Genomic DNA, 22,415 nt, shown 5'->3' with positions numbered 1-22,415 from the left:
CTTTTGCTAATGTCTGTTTCACTTATATTCTCTTATTTGTTACTTGCTCACAGTGCATAGCGACGCTGGCTGTGGCATCTAAAATAGCCTGCTGCTTTGCTTTAGCAGCCATTTTAGTTATTAATAAAGGTTCGGCTAAATAGGGACTTAAAAGTTCAACAATGCTGCGCTGATTAAATTGCCCCTGTGGCATTAATAATGCCCCTTCTGCCATTACTAAATACTGTGCATTTGCTGTTTGGTGATCATCAACCGCATGTGGAAACGGTACAAATACCGCCATTTTACCTGCTGCAGCAATTTCACTAACCGTTAGCGCTCCGGCGCGACAAATCACAATATCGGCCCAGCTATAAGCGGTATCCATATCATCAATAAATTCAGCAACGGTCACTTGCTCATTGCCCATTTGTTGCTGCTGGTAACTTTCGCTCACACTAGCAAAATGGCCTTTACCAGTTTGGTGCCAAACATTAATGGCACAGGTATCATTTAAGCGCTTAAATGCTTCAGGCAGTGTTTGGTTAAGTACTTGCGCACCTAGTGAGCCACCCACTACAAGCATATTAATTGGACTTGATATTTCCCGCTTAGGTATATCAACTACACTCTGACGCACAGGGTTACCCACCAGCTCAGCTTTACCACTGGCAAAAGCACTTGGAAATGCAGCTAATACGCGATTCGCAAATTTCGCTAGCCATTTATTGCTCATACCAGCTACGGCGTTTTGCTCATGAATTACCAAAGGGATACCGAGACTTTTTGCCGCAATACCCGTAGGGCCTGTCACGTAGCCGCCCATAGCTAAAACCACGTCAGGGCGTTGTTGTTTTAATACTTTACGCGCCTGCAATATTGCATTAATAACCATGAATGGCGCTTTAATGAGGCGTTTTAAACCATTACCTCGCACGCCTTTTACATCAATAAAATCAATTTCTATGTTGTGCTTGGGCACGACACTGGCTTCCATTCTATCAGGAGTGCCTATCCAGCTAACTTGCCAACCTTGCTGTTTGAGATAATCAGCAACCGCAATCCCCGGGAAAATATGTCCACCTGTGCCCCCTGCTACAACGACTATTTTTTTACTCATCGTTTAGCTCCCCCCGACGTGGCCTGTTTAGTTGCCATCTTCGTTTCAAAATCTACCCGTAATAAAATACCAGTGGCTATGGTCATCATTAATAAACTTGAGCCACCATAGGAAATAAACGGTAGGGTTAGTCCTTTGGTTGGTAATATACCGGCACTGGCGCCTACATTAACCATAGTTTGAAATGCAAACCAAATACCGATAGCTAAAGCTAAATAGCCTTCATATTCTTTACCGTTTTTAAGCGCATTTTGGCCAATTAGTAGCGCTCTAAATACTAATGTCCCTAATACCATTAAAATACTCAATACGCCCATAAAACCAAGTTCTTCAGCAATCACGGCAAAAATAAAATCGGTGTGAGCTTCCGGTAAATATTGTAATTTTTGTACGCTATTACCTAAGCCTTGGCCAAACCAATCACCTTGGCTATAAGCCATCAGTGATTGTACTAATTGATAACCTTTACCAAAAGGGTCATCCCAAGGTTCTAAAAAACCCACCACACGCGCCATACGATAGGGCTCAAACACAATCAACCCAACCACCAGCGCAATACCGGTTAAAATAAGTGCAAAAAATTGCCAAAGCTTAGCACCAGCTAAAAACAATAAACCAACCGTAGTAACAAACATCACCACCACGGTTCCTAAATCGGGCTGCATTAAAATAAGTGCCGCATAAACTGCAAATACCGCTATGGGTTTAGCAAAGCCTTTTATGTTTTCTTGTACTTCACTGCGCTTACGTACTAAATAGCCAGCGATATAACTAAAAAAGAATAACTTAGCGAGCTCGGAAGCCTGAATATTAAATGGCCCTATAGGTATCCAGCGGGTAGAACCATTCACTTCACGACCGACAATAAGCACTACCAATAACAACACTAAGCCGATTAGTAATAAGTAGGGATTAGCTTTTTTCCACCACGACATAGGTACTTGAGTACTAATGCAAAATAAACAAAACGAGAGCCCTAAAAAAATACCGTGGCGGATAGTAAAATGATAAATATTGCCAAACAGCCTATCGGCCGTCGGCATTGAAGCACTAGTTACCATCACAAAGCCCACCCCTATTAGCATTAACATGCAATAAAGGAGCGGCACATCATAAAGCTGCGCCGAAGGTTTAGGAGTAAATGCCTCTTTAATATCCGCAAAAGCTATCATGGCAGCTCCTGCAATACACAATGCACAAAATCATCGCCGCGCTGCATATAGTTGTTATACATATCTATACTGGCGCAGGCTGGGGCTAATAAAACCGTATCGCCTGACGTACTTAATTGTTTAGCAAGCGCCACAGCTTCAGACATGTTAGTGGTTAAATGACCTTTAGCAGTTAGTGCCATTAACTCTTTTGCATCTTTACCAAAGCAAATGAGGGCTTTAACGTGTTGCTCAACATAAGGTTTAAGTGCCTCTAAATCAGCGCCTTTGGCATCGCCACCAGCAATAACCACTAAGTTTTGTTGCTTACCCGCTAAACTATCAATAGCGGTAATTGTTGCGCCTACATTGGTGGCTTTAGAATCATTAAAATACTTAACGCTATTAAACTCACCCACAAACTGGCAACGATGTGCCAAGCCATTAAATTGAGCTAACGCAGTTTTATAATGCGCTTTAGTTATTTCAAACGGGCTGAGTAACGCCATTACTGCCAGTGTATTTAAATAATTATGCTTACCCACAACGGCTAAGGTACTTACTGGCAAATAAGCTTCGCCCTTTACCATAAAGTGCGCTTCGTTATTATGCTGTGCTAAGTGGTAATCACCTTGTGTTTCTCCAAAACTAACTTGTGGTGCTAACGTGCGACTCACTGGGTGGGTTTGTCTATCGTCAGCATTAATAACTAAAAGTTCAGCGCCGTTATAAATACTTAACTTTGAATCTATATAAGCTTGATAGCTATCATAGCGATCGAGATGATCTTCTGAAATATTAAGCACAGTTGCACTGCTGGCTTTTAAGCTGTCAGTGGTATCAAGCTGAAAACTCGATAGTTCCAGTACAAATACATCAAAGTCACCGTCAAGTAAATCCAGTACAGCTGTGCCAATATTGCCGCCCAGTGCTACTTTATAACCTGCGGTTTTTAATACTTCGTAAGCAAGGGTTACTACCGTTGATTTACCGTTTGAACCTGTTACCGCAACAACTGGTTTAGTGTTAATGCGGGCAAATAACTCAACATCACCAATTATTTCTACACCTGCATTCATTGCCTGTGCAACCGCAGAGGTTTTTAAACTTAGTCCAGGACTAATAATGATCATATCGCAAGCACTGAGCGCCGCGTTATTTAAATCACCAAAGTGAGTATTTAGATTAGCGGCATGTTGCTTGAGCCAATCAACACCGGGAGGATTTTCTCGGCTATCGACTACATTGGGCTGTATTCCTTGAGATAATAAAAAGCGCACAATGCCCAGGCCAGTTACACCGAGCCCGAGCACTGTTATTTGTTTATTTTTTATCTCTTTTAAATACTGCATTTATCGGATCTTTAATGTCGCAAGGCCAGCGAGCACCAGCACAATAGAAATTATCCAAAAGCGCACAATAACGCGTGGCTCTGGCCATCCTTTAAGTTCATAATGGTGGTGAATCGGCGCCATTTTAAAAATACGTTGGCCGCGTAATTTATAAGAGCCAACTTGTAAAATTACCGACAGCGCTTCCATTACAAACACGCCCCCCATAATAATAAGTAATAACTCTTGGCGAACCAGCACAGCAATAATACCTAATGCACCACCTAGAGCTAACGAGCCTACATCGCCCATAAACACTTGTGCTGGGTAGGTGTTAAACCATAAAAAGCCTAACCCTGCACCCACAATAGCGGTACACACCACTACCAATTCACTGGCAAGTGGCAAATGCGGAATATGTAAATAAGCTGAAAAGTTAATATTACCGGTTAAATAAGCAATAATAGCCAGCGCTGCAGCCACTAAAATTGTTGGCACAATAGCTAAGCCATCTAGTCCGTCGGTTAAGTTTACCGCGTTTGAGGTGCCCACTAATGCAAAATACGTGATTACGATATAAAACAGTCCTAGCTGTGGCAGTACATCTTTAAAAAATGGTACAACAAGAGATGTCTCTGTCGCTTGGGTACTGGTCATGTAAAGTGCAGTTGCTACAACCAATGCAATTACTGATTGCCAAAAATACTTCCACTTAGCAATCAGTCCTTTAGGATCTTTGCGGATCACTTTGCGGTAATCGTCAATAAAGCCAACAATCCCCAATGAACCAATCACAAATAATGTGGCCCATACGTATTTATTAGACAAATCAGCCCACAATAAAGTGCTGGTGAATATTGCCGCTAAAATAAGTAAGCCACCCATGGTCGGCGTACCCGATTTAGACAAATGCGATTGCGGACCATCATCACGTACTGTTTGTCCAATTTGCATGCGCTGTAAACCACGAATTAACTTTGGCCCCAAATAAAGCGACATAATTAATGCGGTCAAAATACCTAAAATGGCACGAAGAGTTAAATACGAAAAAACATTAAAGCCACTATAATATTGAGTTAAATACTCAGCCAGCCAAACTAACATTATGATACTCCATTGATGGCTTGTTGCTGGCCATTAACTAAATCGGTTACTAAAAGCTCCATGCGAGAACTGCGTGATCCTTTCACGACAAGGGTAATTTTTTTATCTACTTTGCTAATACTGTTTTGAATTTGCTGCAGCATTTGCTCACGATTTGAAAAGTGACGATTAGGCAGCTCAAATACATCACTTGCTGACTTACTTAATACACCGAGTGTAAATAGCTCATCAATGCCTTGCGCTAATGCATATTCGCCCACTTCTTGATGATACTTACGAGCATCTTCACCAAGCTCCCCCATATCACCGAGAGCCAAAATACGATGACCTTGAATATCGCTAAGTAAATCAATCGCCGCTTTTACCGATTTAACGTTGGCATTATAAGTATCATCTATAATGGTGAGTGAATCACTAGCTTCAATCAGGTTAACCCGCCCTTTAACTTCACCCATGGTCGCTAAGGCGCTGGCAATTTCATCAAGTGACACGTCAAACTCACTGGTTAATGCCGCAGCAATAAGCGCGTTGCTAATATTATGCTTGCCTGGCAATGCTAACGTTACCGGTACTCTGTGTTGTTTGGTACATAACATAAAGCTTGCGCGAGCTTGTGCATCTAGGCTGATGTCCTCAGCCCAAATATCCAGTTTTTCACTGCTAGAAAAACATTTAACCTTTCGCGCTGCTAATTTATCAAGCCAATACTGACTAAACTCGCTATCGCAATTAACAATGGCAATGCCATCGTCTTTTAAACCATCGTAAATTTCGCCTTTGGCTTGTGCTACCCCTTGCAGGCTACCAAAACCTTCTAAATGCGCCGCCGCAACATTACATACCACGGCAACATCTGGTTTGGTCATGGCGGTAGTGTAGGCAATTTCACCAATATGGTTTGCACCGAGCTCAATAACCGCATAACGGTGCTGTGGCTCTAATCTTAATAAGGTAAGAGGCACGCCAATATCATTATTGAAGTTGCCTTTAGTCGCTAAAACATCCCCTTTACTTGATAAAATAGCGGCACACATTTCTTTAACTGTGGTTTTACCTACACTGCCAGTAATAGCGATAGTTTTAGGTGCAACTTGCGCCATAACCGCTGTACCAATTGTGCCTAATGCAATACGGGTATCGGCAACTACAAATTGAGCAATGTCGGTATCAACAGCGTGATCGACAATGACTCCAATAGCCCCTTTTTGTTTTGCTTGCTCAATAAACTTATGACCATCAAAGTTAGGGCCTTTAAGTGCCAAAAACACTTCACCATCACACAAAGTACGGGTATCGGTGTTTATATTTATTACTTGACGATTATCACCTTGATAATCGGTTGCCAGCACATTTGCTAGCCAATCAAAATCCATTGGGATCATGCTTGAGACCCTCTTACTGCTTTTTTTAATTGTTGTTGTACAAATTGGCGATCGCAAAAATCGATGCGTTTGTTACCTATAATTTGATAGTCTTCATGCCCTTTACCGGCAATTAAAATAACCTCACCGGCTTTTGCGTTATCGATAGCAAATTGTATCGCAACACCACGGTCGGCCTCTAAATGGGCGTTTTGTGGGTGTGTTAACCCTGCCGCTACGTCATTAATAATTTCATTAGGATCTTCAGAGCGCGGGTTGTCACTGGTAATGAGCACTTTGTCTGCAAACTGCTCAGCGGCTTGTGCCATTAATACACGTTTGCCTTTATCTCTGTCGCCGCCGCAACCAAATACACAACTTACACCACCTGGTACATGTTGCTGCAGCGCTTGTAACGCTAAAGCCAGTGCATCTGGCGTATGTGCATAATCAACCACGCAAGTAGGCATATTTGGCGCTGTAAATGCTTGCATTCTACCTGCTACAGGTTGCAAATACTCACACCCTGCCACTAATTGCGTTAATGGGTAACCTAGCGCTAATAATGTGGCTAAAGCAGCGGTTAAATTGTATAGATTAAATTCACCATATAACGGTGATTTTATGGCAATATCACCCCAACTTGTAGTTAATTGCGCCGAAATACCGGTTGCTGAATAGCTAACATCAGAAAAATACACAAACTGAGCGTTTTTAGGGGCTAAGTTTTTACGGCCATAACAAATTAGTTTATTAAAGCTATATTTCTCAATCCATTGCTCTGCTTGTCCGTCATCTTGGTTAAGAATGACATTGGCAGCATCAAAATCACGAAACAGCATCAATTTGGCATCACCGTAACTATCCATGTCACCATGATAATCTAGATGATCACGAGATAGGTTAGTAAATACCGCCGCTTTGAAATGGCACTGATCAACACGGTGCTGCACTAGACCATGTGATGATACTTCCATCGCTACTAAGCGATGTTGCTGCTCTTTTAAGTCACTTAAAATATGCTGTAAATCAACCGTTGATGGTGTGGTGTTTTGTAGCGGTGTTAAATTATCTGGATGGCCATAACCGAGCGTGCCTATAATTGCGGCTTTGGTACGACAAAACTGTGCTAAATGAGCAATCATTGCTGTAGTAGTCGACTTACCATTAGTACCTGTTACACCAATTAAGTCTAACTCTAGGCTCGGTTGCTGGTAAAATTTACTCGCTAAAACAGGCAATTTTTTATTTAATTCTGAGACTAAATAAAGCGGCTCAAAATCACTTTCAAACTCACACAGTCTGTCGGCAATAATTGCACTGGCACCATTCTCAATTGCTTTATCAATAAACTGTCCGCCATCAAGCTGATGACCTTTTATTGCCACAAACACATCACCCGGTTTTACATCGCGGCTGTCTAAACGCAACTCGTTTACCATTAAACGTGCTGCATCTATTTCTAAACATTTTAAAATTGTGTGTAAATCACGCACCATCATCTTTGCCCTTCACGTATGCCACCGAGTCTTTATCTGGGGCAACGTTTAAAATTCTTAATGAATTAGAGATTATTTCTGCAAACGCCGGACCTGCCGTTGCGCCACCGTAATAAACATCTCCACCGGGCTCGTTGATTAATACCACAACGGCTAATCGCGGATTACTCGCAGGGGCAATGCCCGCAAAATAACCTACATATTCGTCACCATAACCACCTGCAGCGGCCTTTTTAGAAGTACCCGTTTTACCAGCTGCACGGTAGCCATCAACTTTAATACGGCGTGCGGTTCCACCTTCTTCAAATACGCTTTCCATCATATGAACTACAGCTTCAACATCTTGTTGCTGAAAAACACGTTCACCTTCAGGTATAGAGTCTTGCTTTAGTACAGTGAGTGGGCGGTTAACCCCACCTGCGCCTAACATGGCGTAAAAACGAGCCATTTGCGCGGTACTCACGGCAATATTGTAACCAAACGAAAGTGCGGCAATTTCGTGATCTGACCAACGACGGTTTGGGTAAAATAAACCACTGCTTTCCCCGACCATGCCGGTACCACTATCACTACCAAAACCCACCTTTTGGTAAAGACCTACAAAGTAGTCTTTGGGCACGGTTTGGCTTATTTTCGTTACGCCCATATTACTGGAGTACTTTAAAATTTCGCGCAGCGTCATTTCACCATGATTACGGGTATCTTGTACTAAGCTGCCCCCTAAACGCATCCAGCCTGGGTAGGTATCAACTTTGTCATCCGGTTGGATTGTGCCGTAGTCTAATCCAGCTAAAATGGCTAGAGGCTTAACGGTTGAGCCGGGTTCAAACAAATCGGTAATTGCACGGTTACGACGCTTATGAGGAGCCGCACCGCTTAAATTGTTAGGATTAAATGAAGGACTATTTACCATAGCCAAAACTTCACCAGTTTTAACATCAACCACCATGGCTGAACCTGAAGTGGCCTTGTAAGTTAATACCGCTGATTTAACCGCTTTGTAGGCAATCGCCTGAATACGCTGATCAATACTCAGTTGAATACTCTCAGGCTCCACTCGCTCGCGCTCATCAAGCACTTCAACTTCACGACCTTGAGCATCTTTTCGAATCGTACGTCGGCCTTCTTCACCTGTGAGTGCATTTTCGTAAAGCTTTTCTATGCCTTCAATGCCTTTGCCATCGATATTAGTAAAACCAATGATATGCGCACTGACCTCACCGGCAGGGTAATAGCGTTTTGATTCATCTAATAAATGAATACCTGGTAGGCGTAAATCGCCAATATAATTAGCAACAGCCGGAGTAACTTGGCGTTTTAAGTAAACAAAGCGACGAGTAGGATCATCAAGTAGTCGGGTATTAATTTTGCTCGGTTCAATGCGCAGTACATCGGCTAGTTCACGCCAGCGCAAATCGTTTTTATAATACAGGGCGGTACGCTTGTTTAGCTCAGCGACATTTTCACGCAGAGTTTGCTGATCTTCACCATTTTTACGGGCTTGTCTGAGCACTTTGCTCACCAGTGATTTATGCAAAGCTTTAGGATCTGCATACACACTGACTACAGGCACACTAACTGCGAGCTCTTTACCGTTACGATCGAAGATCATACCGCGTTGCACATGCAATTTTTCAACACGTACTGTACGCTTGTCACTTTCGGAGCGAGCCTTATCGGGTTCAATTACTTGCAAATATGCGGCGCGCGATACCAAAGTCACAAACACTAAAAAAATCACCGCGCACACTAAAATAAAGCGCCATGCGATTAGGTTGTTGACTGGTTTTTTGCCTCGCGTTCTCATTGTAATATAATTACCTGCTCATCTTGGCTGGTTGGCCGCTTCATTTCTAATTGTGACGTTGCCACTTCTTCAATGCGTGCATGTTGCGAATAAAATTCTTCTTCCACTAAAAAATAACGCCACTCTAAATCCAATTCATCACGCTCTTGCAGTAACGAATCTTGCTCAATTAATTGCGCACGAGATAAATGAGTTACCTGCACCACGCTCAAACTTGACGCGAATATCACAACCAACAAGGCCAAGGTGATCTTGTTCGCACCTAGGCCTTTAATTATTTCAATAAATAGATTGGGTTGGCGATAACTCGCTTTTTTACTCATCCCAACCTCTGTGCAATCCTTAGTACTGAGCTACGAGAGCGTGGATTGCGAGCCACTTCATCAGCACTTGGTTTAATAGCTTTACCCACTGCTTTTAACGTCAGGTTTTTATTTATTTGTGCGTCGGTTAAAGGCAGACCTCTGGGTATCGCTTCTCCCTTACTCTGTTTTTTAATAAATTGTTTTACAATGCGATCTTCTAAAGAGTGAAAAGAAATAACAACTAAGCGACCACCCGGCTTAAGAACTTTAATCGCCGCTTGTAGTGCGGTTTGAATTTCCTCTAACTCGCTATTGATATAAATACGAATTGCCTGAAACGTGCGCGTTGCAGGATGTTTAAACTTATCTTTAACAGGTACTGCTTCATCAACTAAATCTGCGAGCTGTTTAGTGGTAGTGATTGGCGTATGTTCTCGCACTTCCAATATCTTGTGCGCAATGCGCTTACCAAATTTTTCTTCACCTAGCTTTTTGATCACATGGGTAATGTCATCTAGTTCCGCCTCAGCTAACCACTGCGCAGCGCTACGGCCTGTGCTTGGATCCATTCGCATATCAAGCGGGCCATCTTTCATAAAACTAAAGCCACGAGCGGCATCATCTAACTGCGGTGACGACACACCAATATCAAGTAAAATGCCATCAACTTTACCAATTAGATCGTTTTTCTCAGCAACTTCGTATAACTTTGAGAACCGTGAGTGAGCAATCGAAAAACGTGAATCATCGGCAAACTTTTCTGCTGACTTTATAGCTTGTGGATCCTGATCAATAGCCTGCAAGCGACCAGCGTCGCCCAAGCGCGCTAATATTTGCCCTGAATGTCCGCCACGTCCAAAGGTGCCATCCATATAAATGCCGTCTGGCTTAATTGCAAGTGCATCTATGGTTTCTTCCATTAATACGGATACGTGTTCAAATTGCGCTGTCATTAGCTATTTTTTGCCTTTTTGTTTTGCTGCTAGAGGGTAAAGTTATCTAAATCGTCATTCGGTTCAAATTCACCAAGCCTTTCAAGCTCAGTGTCTTGGCGCATTTGTTCGTGCCAACGCGCCTCATCCCAAATCTCAAATTTATTCATTAAGCCCACCAGCATAATTTTTTTGCCAAGTTCTGCATGTGAGCGCAAAGAAGGCGCCAGCAAAATTCGACCGTTTTTATCAAGCTGATACTCTGTCGCATTACCTAACAACATACGTTGCATCCGTCGCGCTCTGGGATTCATATTAGATATTTTTGCTAAACGGCTTTCTATTTCTAACCATTCAGCAAGAGGGTATAACCAAAGGCAAGGCTCATTGAGTGCAACAGTGCAAATAACCGTTCCCTGATCTTCAGACAATAGCGTGTCTCGGTACTTTGTTGGTACCGCAAAACGTCCTTTATCATCCAAACTCAGTGAACTTGCGCCACGAAACATAAAAAGCCTATTGTAAAATTATTTTAATCAACTTTTTGATTAACCCGATCCAGTTTGATCCACTAAACACCACTTTTTACCACAGTGCTCCAGTTTAGGGCTTGACAAGCCTTTTTGTCAAGTAAGTCACCCAGCTTTAGCACCCCGCGAAGCCTGAAAAAATAAGGCTCAGATTAAAGCGGTTGAATTGTTTAGTAAAAAATCTGATCAGCCAGTAAAAAATTTTTTATCGTTTTTTTTATTAGCTAGCTGGCATTATTTGCTTAATGAATAAACAGTGAATAATTACAATTTATTTAGGGTGTGTAGGGCTTTGTTTATTCGAACTAGGTGCAACTAAATCATGACCCGAAATGTATAACCGAGTAAGCAAAGGAAAAATCAACCTCGAATGATTAAAACGCCTTGGTTTGTAAAAATTACAAACTGTTGTCGCAATAGTTACAGCTATAAACCTACTAAAAATTAGTAAATAAAATACAATCCATATAAAACAATGAGTTAAAAACTGGTTTAATCATTGCACCTTAATAATTACTTTTAAAAAACTATTAAGGATTGATTATGGCTACGGCAACAAAGAGCAAAACACCTATTGATACAAAACAAGAGATTGAAGCCCCGTTAACAGATAAGGCAACATCAGCTGCGCATGATGCAGTAGATGCATTATCGAGTAAAGCAGCGGTAGCTGAAAATGGCGTTCGTAAAGGAGCAAGCAGCTCAGCAGAAACACTTAATGAGAAACAGTTAGCAGCTCGCGAGAAATTAGAAGAATGTACTTCTAAGACTCGTCAACTCGCATCAGAAAACCCATTAGCAACGGCTGGTCTTGCATTTGCTGCTGGTATGTTAGTTACTGCACTATTTCGTCGTAAGTAATACTAATGCAAAACCTACATTCAACATCAAGTGAATCACAATCGACAGATTCGCAGTCATCGGCAAAACATGCCGATGACTGGCAAGATCATATTGCAAAGCTTGCTGATTATGCAGCACAGCTCAAGGATGATTATCATCAACAAGGAAAGTTGACGCATCAGCTTGCTATAGCTGAATGGAAATTGTCGTTAAGATCCTTAGCACTGATCACTATCCTACTTGGATGTTTTGCCAGTGGCTTGGTGTTACTGTGGGTCGGGTTCTTAGGTATTGTAGGCTTTGCGACTTTTGACTTATTTAGCTCGATTTGGCTGAGCATTACTGTAGTGATCAGCCTACAAATTTTATGTTTAATTTGGCTGTGGCGAAACGCAGTTTATCTAAGCAAAAAAATTGGCTTTACTAAAACGCTAAATAGTCTAAAGCAGCTGCTTAAATTATAAGGCATACACAATTATGTTAATCAATTACTTGATCAACTCACCGAATGCTCGAGTGCAACAGCTACACAAAGAAGTCGTGATGCGCTCTGAGTTAAAGCGTCAGCACCTCACGGCAATAAAATATCGAGCCAAACGTTTTGCCGCAACAAAAGTGGGGCTCGTTAGTGCTTTTACCGCAGGCGCGGTTGTGGAGTCGGCAAAGGGAGACACCAACATGGTAAAAAAATACAGTTGGTTATTAAAACTACTCGCTTAAAATTCACTCCTACATTAAATCGTCACGACAGTGAGCCAAAATAACCGTTTTGATAATCGCTAACCGCTTGGCGAATTTCAGCTTCAGTGGTCATTACAAACGGCCCCATATGTGCAATTGGCTGATTAAGCGGATCAGCTGCTAAAATCAGAACACCTGCTGCTTTTTCGGCACGTATGCAAATATCACTCGATGGCTCAACAATAAGTAATTTTCCTGCATCAAAGGTTTCACTTTGCGCTGATTCTAATGATCCAGTGTGTATGTAAATCATCACTTTTTGCTGTTTTAGTGCTGGTAGATAAAGCTCCTTACCTGCAGGCAAAGCCACATCGGCTATAGCACCATTAGCGGCTAAGTTTTGTAAGCTTGAAACCAATTGCTGTGAATCAAATTGCCATGTCCCTGCTAGCGCTTTAAGACTAATACCTTGTTGATTAGTAAACCTCGGTGCTGGATGCTCTGTGGTATCCTGGTATTGCGGCTCACGCATTTTGTCAGCGCTTGGCATATTGAGCCAAATTTGAAAGCCATGTAAGCCTTTTTCAGCATCAGCAAGTGGCATTTCACTGTGCATAACACCACTACCGGTGCTCATCCATTGCACGTCACCGGCGCGAATCGCTTCTGTGTTACCCATTTGATCTTTATGCTCAAATCCTCCTTTTAAAATATAGGTAAAAGTTTCGATACCTCGATGAGGGTGAGGAGGAAAACCACCAATATAGTCACTCTCATCATCAGATTTAAGCTCATCAATCATTAAAAATGGGTCTAAATATTTACCATCAAATCCTGGAATACGACGGATATTGACGCCATCCCCATCTTGGGTAGCATAAGCAGTTAAAACTTTGGTTATTTTCATTTTTTGCCTAATATGTTATGTAAATATATAAGGGATTAAATTATTATTTCATCATGTTTTTTATACGTAAATTAATATATTTCAATCATATGCAACACTATTTTATTGCAAAATCTTAGATATAACCTTAGTACTTCAATGGTTATTTATAGTAGGATTATCAAGCGTCACTCTACTTTGCACTAATTTGGATACGACTATTTTTACTTCATCATTAAAACATCAACTCTACCGCCTTCTTATGCTAATTTGCATACCTGTTGCTGCTATTATTTTAGTAACCTTGTGGTTTAGTCGTGACGCAGCCATTAAAGAGCACGAGACAAAAGTGCGCACCATCACTGAGCAACTAATTATCAAACAACAAAGCATGATTGATGATGTCAAAAAAGTTACTGAGTTTTTAGCAAAAAAACAGAAAAACATTCAATCTTTACCCTCTACTTGTCCTGCGTATTTTTTAGATGTTAAGGCACTCAATGGTAATATCGCGAATATTGGTATAGTAAATAAAAATGGTGACCTAATTTGTACATCAAAAAGTAGCGACACTAATATTAACATTAGTGACCGTCCCTATTTTAAAAACGCGATCGCCAGTAAAGAGTTCAGTATTGGCCATTTCCAGCACGATCGCAGCCTCAAAGCGCAAAGTATTAACTTTGCTTACCCTATCTTAAATGAAAATAATGATATTGAAGGCGTTATTGTGACCGTAATCGCTTTAGACTGGTGGAGCTCGGCACTTAATACTTTAAATTTATCGACAGAAATCAGAGCTGTCATTACTGACTCTAACGGTAGTATTTTAGCTAACTACCCTTTTTCAGCCGATAGACTAGGCAACAAATTGGAAAAGTTCGATTTAGCGCATAACTTGCAAGCTGGTGTTATTTTTAAAGGAAAAGATGGTATCCGAAGAGTTTTCCATCAAACCACTCTCTACCGTGATGGCAATAACAATAAACTTTCTATTTATATTACTCAACCAATAGATGAAACACTTGAGCAAATAGATATTAACTTTGTAAAAATGGTTTTAGGATTTTTAATGACCATCCTTCTTTTAGCCGTATTGGCTAGACGATTAGTCAATAAAAGCATCTTAAACCCGATTAAAAGTTTAACGCAGGCTGTTAACCGCTTAGCAGCCGGTAATATGCCTCATGACGACGAGCAGCCTAATAGCCCTGAGCTAAATAGACTCTATCATCGTTTTAAATATATGGCTGAAACTCGCTTAACAGCTGAAGCATGCCTTAAACATAAACATGACGAGCTAAATAGCTTGCTTAATGCACTACCTGATGCTTTTTTACGCGTAGATGCCAATGGCAATATACTTGATACCGGTGGACGTATTAAATCGTTAAATTATAGCCATTCAACACCGCCTAAAAAGTTATCGTGTTTATTCTCTAGTGCTAATTTAAAACAAGTAGAAGAGTACTTAACAACCCTGAGCGCTCCTGTCACTGTTGAGCTTGAACATAAACAAGACAATCAGTTTTATGAAGCGAAAATCAGCCCAATGAAAAAAGTGGATGAGTTTATAATTGTTATTAGTAACATCACGCAACGAAAGCAGAATCAAGAGTCTTTGCATTTAGCGTCATTAGTTTACAACAACAGCAGTGAAGGTATGGCAATCACAGATGAAAATGGCGTTATTTATGATGTGAACCCTGCATTTTGTGAAACAACTTTGTATTCTCGAAAAGAAGTACTCAATAAAACGGTGGGTATTTTATCATCGGGTAAACACGATAAAGAGTTTTATGATTACATGTGGCAGTCAATAAATAAAACTGGCCGCTGGCAAGGTGAAATAACCAATCGTCGTAAAAATGGCGAGCTGTATGCTGAATGGTTAACCATAGATACTATTTACGATAAAAATAAAGCCCCAACTAGTCGTATTGCTATTTTTACCGATCTAACCGAGAAAAAACAAGCTGACGAGCTAATTTGGCGACAAGCTCATTTTGATCATTTAACCGACTTACCTAATCGACTAGAACTAAAAGAGCGGTTAAATAAACGCTTTACGAGCGTAAACAACCACGACCAAAAACTGGTCATTATGCTGTTAGATATTGATCACTTTAAAGATATTAATGATACGTTAGGCCATCATTATGGCGATAGATTACTTAAATTAGTATCTGAGCGAATTGTGCAAACAGCCAAAGAGGCTGACTTTGTAGCACGTATTGGTGGCGATGAATTTGTTATTGTATTTAGTGACTTACGCGGTAGCGATAATATCAAACAAATAGCAAAATCACTGCTACTTAGCCTTGCTTCGACTATTTTTATTGAAGATGAAAAAGTGTATATCAGTGCCAGTATTGGTATTGCCTGCGCGCCAGATGATGGCCAAAACCCAGAGCAACTGCTTAAAGCTGCTGACCAAGCTATGTATAAGGCAAAAAATAGCGGCCGAAATGACTTTGAATTTTTCTCACATGATATGCGTGAAGATGCAAATGCAAGAATGCAGTTGCTCAAAGAGCTTCGCTCAGCCATAGAGTTAGAGCAATTTGAGTTATATTATCAGCCTATTGTGTCCCTTGATGATTTACACGTTCATAAAGCTGAGGGACTTATTCGATGGCAACACCCAGAAAAAGGCCTGATCAGCCCTGCCGATTTTATTCCTCTTGCTGAAGAAACCAGACAAATAAATGCGCTTGGTCAATTTGTATTTACTGAAGCACTGCAAACACTTAATGATATTAAAAAACACATTCAAGATGAATTTCAAATTAGTATTAACGTATCGCCGGTGCAGCTCGCAACCACAGACAGTGGTATAGACGATTGGTATGGCATGCTTGAGACAGCAAATTTACCTGCATCGAGTATTGTGGCAGAAATTACTGAAGGCTTGATGGTTAATCCTGAAGAGTTGACCCAAAGCCGCCTAAAAGCCTTGGTTAAATCAGGGATGCAATTAGCACTCGATGATTTTGGTACTGGTTACTCATCGCTTGCTTACTTACAAGAAATGGATACCGACTACCTAAAAATTGATAAACGCTTTGTTGATAATATTCAAAAAAACAGCCAAGAGCTGGCCTTATGTGAAGCAATTATTATGATGGCTCATCAGCTTGGTTTAAAAGTAATTGCCGAAGGCATAGAAACAAAATTACAAATGGATTTATTACTTGAGGCTGGTTGTGATTATGGTCAAGGCTATTTGTTTTCAAAGCCGCTGCACAAAACCTCGTTTATGCAGCTGATAACAACGAACCAAGTAATTAAGCTCTGATAAAAGTAATAGAGTTATTTAATATCAAGGTGGTCTGCAACATATGCACCTCGCTGCCCTCTTTTTTTATCTGGTCCAATAGTGCTGTCTTGCGCCGTTTGCTGCTCTAACGCTGCATTAATTGTAGCTCCTAAAATAATGATATAAGCGCTAATAAATAGCCACATAAGCATAATAACCACCCCACCTAAAGAGCCATATGTTTCGTTGTAACTGGCAAAATGAGATACATAAAATGAAAAGCCAAAAGATGCCACAATCCATAATACTGTGGCAGTGAATGAGCCTACGGTAACCCAGCGCCACTTAGCTGCTTTTCTGTGAGGCGCGTAACGATATAAAATTAACAATGCAAAGTTAAAGGTTAGTGCCAGTAATGGCCATGAGATAAGCATGATTAAAAAATCAATACTCTCTTTTATTCCTAACAGGTTAAGTGCTAACGGTAATATACCTATAATTACCAATGCTATAACCGCCACCACAATCGCGCCCACTGAAAATAATAAACGTACAAGTTGCGCCTTAAAAAATGAACGCTTTTCGTATTCGTGATAACTAATATTACACGCGGTGATCAAAGCTTGGCTGCCCTTAGAGCTACTCCAAATAGTGAGCAGTAAAGTGCCCAGTGCGCTAAGACTTAAACTGGTTTGAGACTTTTGCGCAAGACTCGAAACCTGAGACAAAATAATCTCTTGGGTACTTTGCGGCAATAACGCCATAAATTGACTTAAATACGCACTAATATCATTCGGTGAAGCAAAATAAGCATACACAGACACCAACGCCGCAATGGCAGGAAAAATAGCAAGAAGTGCATAAAAGGCCACGCCTGCTGCCACCAAGGATAAATTATCACGGCTCATTTGTTTTATAATTCGCTTTGCAATATCCCACCAGCCACGCAGAGGGATATGGTTAGGCTGCTTGGCTCTTTGGCCACGCTTAAAGTCACTCATAGCTAACTCCCTTTTCCCAATTAATTGCAAGATGTTTGCCAAACAAATACCCCTTGGTATTAAACTTGCTGCTATTGTTTTACACAGACCCTAATTAATCCAACCTAACATGGATGGCTCCTATGCTAAGCGCTTTAATTGCAACACTCGCTAATAACGCATCTATTCCCGCAATCGATACCGTTCAGCCAAACTCGGTTTCATGGGGCTTTTTAAAAGAGAAAAGCGTGCAATTACTACACTCATTCGTGCAATTACTGCCCACTTTGCTTTTAGGTATTATTATTTTGGTGATTAGTTATTTAATCGCCACCCCATTATCACGCTTGTTAATAAAGCCCGTTACTTACATGACCAACAGTAAATTAGTACACCTAGTTGCTAGGCGTGGTATTAGTACCTTAATTATTTTACTCGGGTTTTACCTTTTCTTACGTTTGGCTGGCTTGACTGAATTCGCGGTCGCTATTATGAGTGGCACCGGGTTAATAGGGCTTATTTTAGGGTTTGCCTTTCGGGATATTGCTGAGAACTTTATTGCCAGTTTACTTTTGAGTGTACAACGTCCATTTAAAATTGATGATGTAATAGAAGTCGATGGTAGAATAGGTATTGTTAAAAAAGTAACTGCAAGAGCAACCACTTTAGTTGACTACGATGGCAATCATATTCAAATACCCAATGCGACTGTGTATAAAAATACCATTAAAAACTTAACCGCTAATCCAAAGATGCGCGGTCATTTCACAATCGGTATTGGCTACGATAATGACATTCGCGGCGCACAAAGTCTTGCTATTAGCGTTATAAAAAATCAAAACTCTGTGCTTAGCGATCCACCTCCCCAAGTATTGGTTGATAACTTAGGCTCCGCCACTATCAATTTTACTGTTTACTTTTGGGTCAACGGCGAACAATACAGCATTGTTAAAGTAGCCTCACAGCTAATGCGAGAGTTAATTAACAGTTTTACGCAACATAATATAAGTATGCCTGACGATGCTAGAGAGCGTGTATTACTCAATAGCCAAGGTGAAGATATTTACCCCACAGCAAGCGAAGCTAAAACAGAGACAACAGAAAAAACTAAAGAGAAACCACATACTCAAAAACATAAAAACACAGAGCATGAACACAGTATTGATGATGTAAGCAGTGATACGGATGATATTCGCGAGCAAGCCGGTGAATCGCGCGATCCGGAGCAGGGTAAAAATATTATATAGATAGGTTCGAGGTTCGAGAAATTTAAAAGCCTTGCGGTTAACATTACAAGTTTTTTTATGCCTGAAGGCGATAGTTAGTCTCGCGTCGAGTTTAGGTTTTAAGCCCGCAACCCGCCTCCCGTCTGGAACCTGATAGCTTGTCTCAAACACAAAAAAGCCCGCAGCGTTAACTGCGGGCTTTTTTATTGAATGAGTGAGTTAGCCATATAAGCCGGGTTCTGTCCTTTCCGAAGAAAGTGATAATCATTCGTCTAGGCCATAAATCGCTCTATGGCTCAAGCAACCTACCCGGTTCCAACGTGGGCCACGCCATAAGGAACCCTATTTGGTCTTGCTCCGAGTGGAGTTTACCTTGCAACCGACTATTACTAGCGGCCCGGTGCGCTCTTACCGCACCCTTTCACCCTTACCAATCCGAAGATTGGCGGTCTTCTCTCTGCTGCACTTGTCGTGGGCTCACGCCCCCCAGCCGTTAACTGGCACTCTGCCCTGTGGAGCCCGGACTTTCCTCCCCCTGATCATTTTCGTCACAGGCAGCGATTATCTTGGCTAACTCGGCGCGCAGTATACATGAGAGCACCGCACTACGCAGTAAACATTTACTGTTTTTCTTCAATAATTGTTTTATACAACGCGTTTTTCTTCATGCCGAAGTATTCGGCTACTACACCACACGCTTTTTTCATTGGCATTTCGTTTTCGAGTAACGCTAACATTTTACGAGCTTCTGGTGGAATATCGTCAACTACCTTAGCTTTCCCTGGCAACATGAGTACTATTTCGCCGCGTTGTTTAGTTGGATCGTCAGTTAAAAACTGCTTTAACTCACTCACTGTGCCATTAAAAAAGGTTTCAAAGGTTTTAGTGAGCTCTTTGGCAAATACCACCTGCTGCTCACTACCTAGCGCTGCTTCTAAATCGTCAAGGCTTGCCATAATACGGTGGGTACTTTCATACATAATACTGGTAATACTTGAGTTAACCGCATCTATAAAAAAGTCTTGGCGCGCTTTACTTTTAGCAGGTGTAAAACCAATAAATTGAAAACGGTCAGTAGGTAACCCAGAACAACATACCGCCGTAATAGCAGCACATGCACCAGGCACGGGTGTTACACTTGCGCCCTGCTCACGACATAAATTAACCACCGCATAACCAGGATCACTGATCAGGGGTGTGCCTGCATCAGAAACTAATGCAATATTTAACCCTTGATTAAGTTGGTCGATAATTTGCTGCGCTTTTTGCTTTTCATTATGGTCATGTAACGCAAAGGTTTTAGCCTTAATACCAAAGTGGCTAAGTAGCTTACCAGTATGGCGAGTGTCTTCAGCCGCGATTAAGTCAACCTGCGATAATGTCGCGATTGCACGCTGACTTAAGTCGTCATAATTGCCGATTGGGGTGGCAACAACGTAAAGAGTGCCAATTTTCTGTGAATTCTCCTCATTTAACATTGAGGTCTCCTGCGTCAGTCAGTAATATAAGCAAATCGCGTTAACGTATGGGAAATCATTGTGCGACTTAAACTAGTTAGTCTATTAATTATATTGTCAGGGTTATCGGCGTGTAGCACAACCGAAAAACCAACTAAAACCAGCGATAACTTAAGTAACAGTGCCAATACGCTGAAAAATGAAGCACTGAATGCGCAATCTATTTACCAATTAGCGCAAAACCGCTATGGCGCTGATAAAATCCAGCTACTTTATAGTGCTCGTGATAGCGCAATTACAGAAGAAAACTGGCCACTACTCGAAAAAATATGCACTGAACTTGCACTTACCGCCAGTGTTGATCAAATTCAAAATCGTTTATACATTGCCTTTGCGCAAAAAGAGCAAAATAAAAATCAGCAAGCACTTGAGGTACTAAACACGCTAGAGGGGCAACTTAAGCAACCTGAACATTTTGCTTGGCACCAATTTTTAACTGCCAGCATTTTTGCGTCGCAAGACTTACCAAAACGTGCAGCTCCTTACTTTTTTGCTGCCTCTGAATCGGTAGCAAAAAATAATATTTCTATCCCTAAACTTAATGACGCACTTTGGCATAATTTAAAGCAGCTTTCTTCGTATGCATTAGAGCGATTTAACCGTGGCTCGGTTATTCAACAAGGCTGGGTTAACTTAGCTTTGTATCATCAGGTTTATGCCAACAGCTCTGTTGATTTAGACCAAGCGATTAATAATTGGCGCCGCCGTTACCTTGGGCACCCTGGTACCAATGTTCTACCAAAACAAGATACCTACGCCAATGAATTAGCACCACTAAATATTGAACGCTTAGTTGTGCTATTACCTCAGTCAGGTGCTAACAAGCGCTTAGGGGATGCATTAAAAGCAGGCATACTGGCTGCGCTTGATAAAAAAGAGATTAGCGAAACGCTGTTTATTGATGAAAATACCGAGACCGAAGCGTTGGGTGCACAGATAACACAATTACAACCGGACTTTGTTATTGGCCCGCTATTAAAAGCCAATATAGATAAGCTCGCTAATACCAATACATTACTCGATATACCCACATTACATTTAAATACCTTTGATGGCGAACGAACCTCTCTGCAACACTACTTTTTTGCGCTTAATCCTGAGCATGAAGTACAACAAACTCTAGAGCATTTTTTAGCGCAAGGTTATCAAAAACCTATGTTGCTAGCGCCAAATAATACCAATGGTCAGCGCTTAATTGACTACTTTAACCTGCAATGGCAACGCTATAGTGAAACAACCACACAAGTTGGCTTTTACAACGACAATAAAGATATGCCCAATACCATTACCAGCTTGCTAGAAGTTGATAAATCAAAAGAGCGTATTAAATCGGTTAAAACACTTTTTAATAAAGAAGTAGAAAGTGAAACCCGTTCACGTGGCGATATTGATGCAATTTATATATTAGGTGACGCCATAGAGACCCGATTAATTAAACCTTATCTGGATGTTAACGTAAGCACCTTTGCCGACAGAATCCCTATTTACGCCAGCTCTAAAAGTCATAGTAAGCAAATAGATACCACTGACAAAGGCGATTTAGATGGGCTTTACTTTACCGAACTTCCTTGGATGTTAGACTCACAAATTACGCAGCATAATCTACGTAAGCAATATAATGATTTATGGCCTGAACAGGCTGATATTAGCCAACGTTTATTTGCCATGGCCTATGATGCCGTCGCCATGCTGAATGATATTAGACAGCTGAGCATTACACCCGATAAATACTTTTCAGGCTTAAGCGGTAAATTATCCATTAATAGTGCCGGTGATATTGAACGATCACTGCAATGGGCGCAGTACAGCAATCGCCGTATAAAACCTGTGGAATTAAAAACACAACGCCCTGTGCCGCTATTTATGCAGTCGGCAAACGATGGCATAACCATTATTAACTAAGG

The 22,415-nt window shown here is 41.1% G+C and carries 19 protein-coding genes and 1 other RNA gene; 6 read left to right on the top strand and 14 right to left on the bottom strand.

The window, feature by feature from the left end:
* Nucleotides 1-22: 22 nt before the first annotated feature.
* Genes murG through mraZ form a run of 10 tightly spaced genes read right to left on the bottom strand, consistent with a single transcriptional unit; the run spans nt 23 to nt 11,098 of the window.
* Nucleotides 23-1,099 (bottom strand): undecaprenyldiphospho-muramoylpentapeptide beta-N-acetylglucosaminyltransferase, encoded by a 1,077-nt coding sequence (gene murG, locus ACNSN2_RS01830; RefSeq protein ID WP_418608356.1) that lies wholly within the window; start codon nt 1,097-1,099, stop codon nt 23-25.
* Nucleotides 1,096-2,271, bottom strand: coding sequence for a cell division protein FtsW (gene ftsW, locus ACNSN2_RS01825; protein WP_010390699.1), 1,176 nt, complete (start codon nt 2,269-2,271; stop codon nt 1,096-1,098). The genes murG and ftsW overlap by 4 nt, the downstream gene beginning before the upstream one ends.
* Nucleotides 2,268-3,602: a UDP-N-acetylmuramoyl-L-alanine--D-glutamate ligase gene (gene murD, locus ACNSN2_RS01820; protein ID WP_418608353.1), complete on the bottom strand. Its 1,335-nt coding sequence runs from the start codon at nt 3,600-3,602 to the stop codon at nt 2,268-2,270. The genes ftsW and murD overlap by 4 nt, the downstream gene beginning before the upstream one ends.
* Nucleotides 3,603-4,685: a phospho-N-acetylmuramoyl-pentapeptide-transferase gene (mraY, locus tag ACNSN2_RS01815; protein ID WP_054202311.1), complete on the bottom strand. Its 1,083-nt coding sequence runs from the start codon at nt 4,683-4,685 to the stop codon at nt 3,603-3,605. It abuts the gene before it with no gap.
* Nucleotides 4,685-6,067 (bottom strand): UDP-N-acetylmuramoyl-tripeptide--D-alanyl-D-alanine ligase, encoded by a 1,383-nt coding sequence (locus tag ACNSN2_RS01810; protein ID WP_418608350.1) that lies wholly within the window; start codon nt 6,065-6,067, stop codon nt 4,685-4,687. The genes mraY and ACNSN2_RS01810 overlap by 1 nt, the downstream gene beginning before the upstream one ends.
* Nucleotides 6,064-7,542: a UDP-N-acetylmuramoyl-L-alanyl-D-glutamate--2,6-diaminopimelate ligase gene (gene murE, locus ACNSN2_RS01805; RefSeq protein ID WP_418609033.1), complete on the bottom strand. Its 1,479-nt coding sequence runs from the start codon at nt 7,540-7,542 to the stop codon at nt 6,064-6,066. The genes ACNSN2_RS01810 and murE overlap by 4 nt, the downstream gene beginning before the upstream one ends.
* Complete coding sequence (locus tag ACNSN2_RS01800; protein ID WP_010390693.1) at nt 7,535-9,352, bottom strand: peptidoglycan glycosyltransferase FtsI; 1,818 nt, start codon at nt 9,350-9,352, stop codon at nt 7,535-7,537. The genes murE and ACNSN2_RS01800 overlap by 8 nt, the downstream gene beginning before the upstream one ends.
* On the bottom strand, nt 9,349-9,675 hold the full coding sequence (ftsL, locus tag ACNSN2_RS01795; protein WP_010390691.1) for a cell division protein FtsL: 327 nt from the start codon (nt 9,673-9,675) through the stop codon (nt 9,349-9,351). The genes ACNSN2_RS01800 and ftsL overlap by 4 nt, the downstream gene beginning before the upstream one ends.
* Nucleotides 9,672-10,610 (bottom strand): 16S rRNA (cytosine(1402)-N(4))-methyltransferase RsmH, encoded by a 939-nt coding sequence (gene rsmH / locus ACNSN2_RS01790; RefSeq protein WP_418608347.1) that lies wholly within the window; start codon nt 10,608-10,610, stop codon nt 9,672-9,674. Before rsmH ends, ftsL begins: the two co-directional genes overlap by 4 nt.
* 29 nt (nt 10,611-10,639) lie before the next feature.
* A complete protein-coding gene (gene mraZ, locus ACNSN2_RS01785) occupies nt 10,640-11,098 on the bottom strand; it encodes a division/cell wall cluster transcriptional repressor MraZ (protein WP_010390682.1) in 459 nt (152 codons plus the stop codon).
* A gap of 564 nt (nt 11,099-11,662) precedes the next feature.
* Between mraZ and ACNSN2_RS01780 the strand changes: the two genes are divergently transcribed.
* The 3 genes from ACNSN2_RS01780 to ACNSN2_RS01770 are packed head-to-tail and all read left to right on the top strand — an operon-like array spanning nt 11,663 to nt 12,682.
* Complete coding sequence (locus ACNSN2_RS01780) at nt 11,663-11,980, top strand: DUF883 domain-containing protein (RefSeq protein ID WP_076919883.1); 318 nt, start codon at nt 11,663-11,665, stop codon at nt 11,978-11,980.
* 5 nt (nt 11,981-11,985) lie between these two features.
* Nucleotides 11,986-12,426: a hypothetical protein gene (locus ACNSN2_RS01775; protein ID WP_055012872.1), complete on the top strand. Its 441-nt coding sequence runs from the start codon at nt 11,986-11,988 to the stop codon at nt 12,424-12,426.
* 13 nt (nt 12,427-12,439) lie between these two features.
* Complete coding sequence (locus ACNSN2_RS01770) at nt 12,440-12,682, top strand: hypothetical protein (RefSeq protein WP_010390679.1); 243 nt, start codon at nt 12,440-12,442, stop codon at nt 12,680-12,682.
* A 22-nt stretch (nt 12,683-12,704) separates the two neighbouring features.
* Here the strand turns inward: ACNSN2_RS01770 and ACNSN2_RS01765 are convergent, their stop codons facing one another.
* Complete coding sequence (locus ACNSN2_RS01765; protein WP_055012871.1) at nt 12,705-13,550, bottom strand: pirin family protein; 846 nt, start codon at nt 13,548-13,550, stop codon at nt 12,705-12,707.
* A gap of 241 nt (nt 13,551-13,791) precedes the next feature.
* On the opposite strand from ACNSN2_RS01765, the gene ACNSN2_RS01760 reads away from it, so the two are divergent.
* On the top strand, nt 13,792-16,827 hold the full coding sequence (locus tag ACNSN2_RS01760) for an EAL domain-containing protein (RefSeq protein WP_138623274.1): 3,036 nt from the start codon (nt 13,792-13,794) through the stop codon (nt 16,825-16,827).
* A 14-nt stretch (nt 16,828-16,841) separates the two neighbouring features.
* Here ACNSN2_RS01760 and ACNSN2_RS01755 read toward each other — a convergent pair whose 3' ends face one another.
* Complete coding sequence (locus ACNSN2_RS01755) at nt 16,842-17,789, bottom strand: YihY/virulence factor BrkB family protein (protein WP_054202316.1); 948 nt, start codon at nt 17,787-17,789, stop codon at nt 16,842-16,844.
* Between the two features lie 122 nt (nt 17,790-17,911).
* On the opposite strand from ACNSN2_RS01755, the gene ACNSN2_RS01750 reads away from it, so the two are divergent.
* Entirely contained in the window at nt 17,912-19,015 is a 1,104-nt protein-coding gene (locus ACNSN2_RS01750) for a mechanosensitive ion channel family protein (RefSeq protein ID WP_418608342.1), read from the top strand.
* Between the two features lie 191 nt (nt 19,016-19,206).
* Here ACNSN2_RS01750 and rnpB read toward each other — a convergent pair.
* Nucleotides 19,207-19,571: RNase P RNA component class A (rnpB, locus tag ACNSN2_RS01745), an RNA gene on the bottom strand.
* Between the two features lie 43 nt (nt 19,572-19,614).
* Nucleotides 19,615-20,472, bottom strand: coding sequence for a 16S rRNA (cytidine(1402)-2'-O)-methyltransferase (gene rsmI / locus ACNSN2_RS01740; protein WP_418608340.1), 858 nt, complete (start codon nt 20,470-20,472; stop codon nt 19,615-19,617).
* A 60-nt stretch (nt 20,473-20,532) separates the two neighbouring features.
* Between rsmI and ACNSN2_RS01735 the strand changes: the two genes are divergently transcribed.
* Nucleotides 20,533-22,413: a penicillin-binding protein activator gene (locus ACNSN2_RS01735; protein ID WP_054202318.1), complete on the top strand. Its 1,881-nt coding sequence runs from the start codon at nt 20,533-20,535 to the stop codon at nt 22,411-22,413.
* The last annotated feature ends 2 nt before the right edge of the window (nt 22,414-22,415 follow it).

It is taken from the genome of Pseudoalteromonas sp. US3C1013 (assembly GCF_048401115.1).
In the GTDB taxonomy this organism is placed as follows: domain Bacteria; phylum Pseudomonadota; class Gammaproteobacteria; order Enterobacterales; family Alteromonadaceae; genus Pseudoalteromonas; species Pseudoalteromonas undina.
This window is presented reverse-complemented; position numbering and strand designations above follow the sequence as displayed.

Excerpts from the sequence above, each read along its gene's own strand:
- ACNSN2_RS01760 (WP_138623274.1), top strand. The coding sequence starts at position 13,792 with ATGCTAATTTGCATACCTGTTGCTGCTATTATTTTAGTAACCTTGTGG.
- ACNSN2_RS01765 (WP_055012871.1), bottom strand. The coding sequence starts at position 13,550 with ATGAAAATAACCAAAGTTTTAACTGCTTATGCTACCCAAGATGGGGAT.
- rsmH (WP_418608347.1), bottom strand. The coding sequence starts at position 10,610 with ATGACAGCGCAATTTGAACACGTATCCGTATTAATGGAAGAAACCATA.
- ftsW (WP_010390699.1), bottom strand. The coding sequence starts at position 2,271 with ATGATAGCTTTTGCGGATATTAAAGAGGCATTTACTCCTAAACCTTCG.
- ACNSN2_RS01800 (WP_010390693.1), bottom strand. The coding sequence starts at position 9,352 with ATGAGAACGCGAGGCAAAAAACCAGTCAACAACCTAATCGCATGGCGC.
- ftsL (WP_010390691.1), bottom strand. The coding sequence starts at position 9,675 with ATGAGTAAAAAAGCGAGTTATCGCCAACCCAATCTATTTATTGAAATA.
- murG (WP_418608356.1), bottom strand. The coding sequence starts at position 1,099 with ATGAGTAAAAAAATAGTCGTTGTAGCAGGGGGCACAGGTGGACATATT.
- ACNSN2_RS01780 (WP_076919883.1), top strand. The coding sequence starts at position 11,663 with ATGGCTACGGCAACAAAGAGCAAAACACCTATTGATACAAAACAAGAG.
- mraZ (WP_010390682.1), bottom strand. The coding sequence starts at position 11,098 with ATGTTTCGTGGCGCAAGTTCACTGAGTTTGGATGATAAAGGACGTTTT.
- ACNSN2_RS01770 (WP_010390679.1), top strand. The coding sequence starts at position 12,440 with ATGTTAATCAATTACTTGATCAACTCACCGAATGCTCGAGTGCAACAG.
- ACNSN2_RS01750 (WP_418608342.1), top strand. The coding sequence starts at position 17,912 with ATGCTAAGCGCTTTAATTGCAACACTCGCTAATAACGCATCTATTCCC.
- ACNSN2_RS01775 (WP_055012872.1), top strand. The coding sequence starts at position 11,986 with ATGCAAAACCTACATTCAACATCAAGTGAATCACAATCGACAGATTCG.
- ACNSN2_RS01755 (WP_054202316.1), bottom strand. The coding sequence starts at position 17,789 with ATGAGTGACTTTAAGCGTGGCCAAAGAGCCAAGCAGCCTAACCATATC.
- ACNSN2_RS01810 (WP_418608350.1), bottom strand. The coding sequence starts at position 6,067 with ATGATCCCAATGGATTTTGATTGGCTAGCAAATGTGCTGGCAACCGAT.
- mraY (WP_054202311.1), bottom strand. The coding sequence starts at position 4,685 with ATGTTAGTTTGGCTGGCTGAGTATTTAACTCAATATTATAGTGGCTTT.
- murD (WP_418608353.1), bottom strand. The coding sequence starts at position 3,602 with ATGCAGTATTTAAAAGAGATAAAAAATAAACAAATAACAGTGCTCGGG.
- rsmI (WP_418608340.1), bottom strand. The coding sequence starts at position 20,472 with ATGTTAAATGAGGAGAATTCACAGAAAATTGGCACTCTTTACGTTGTT.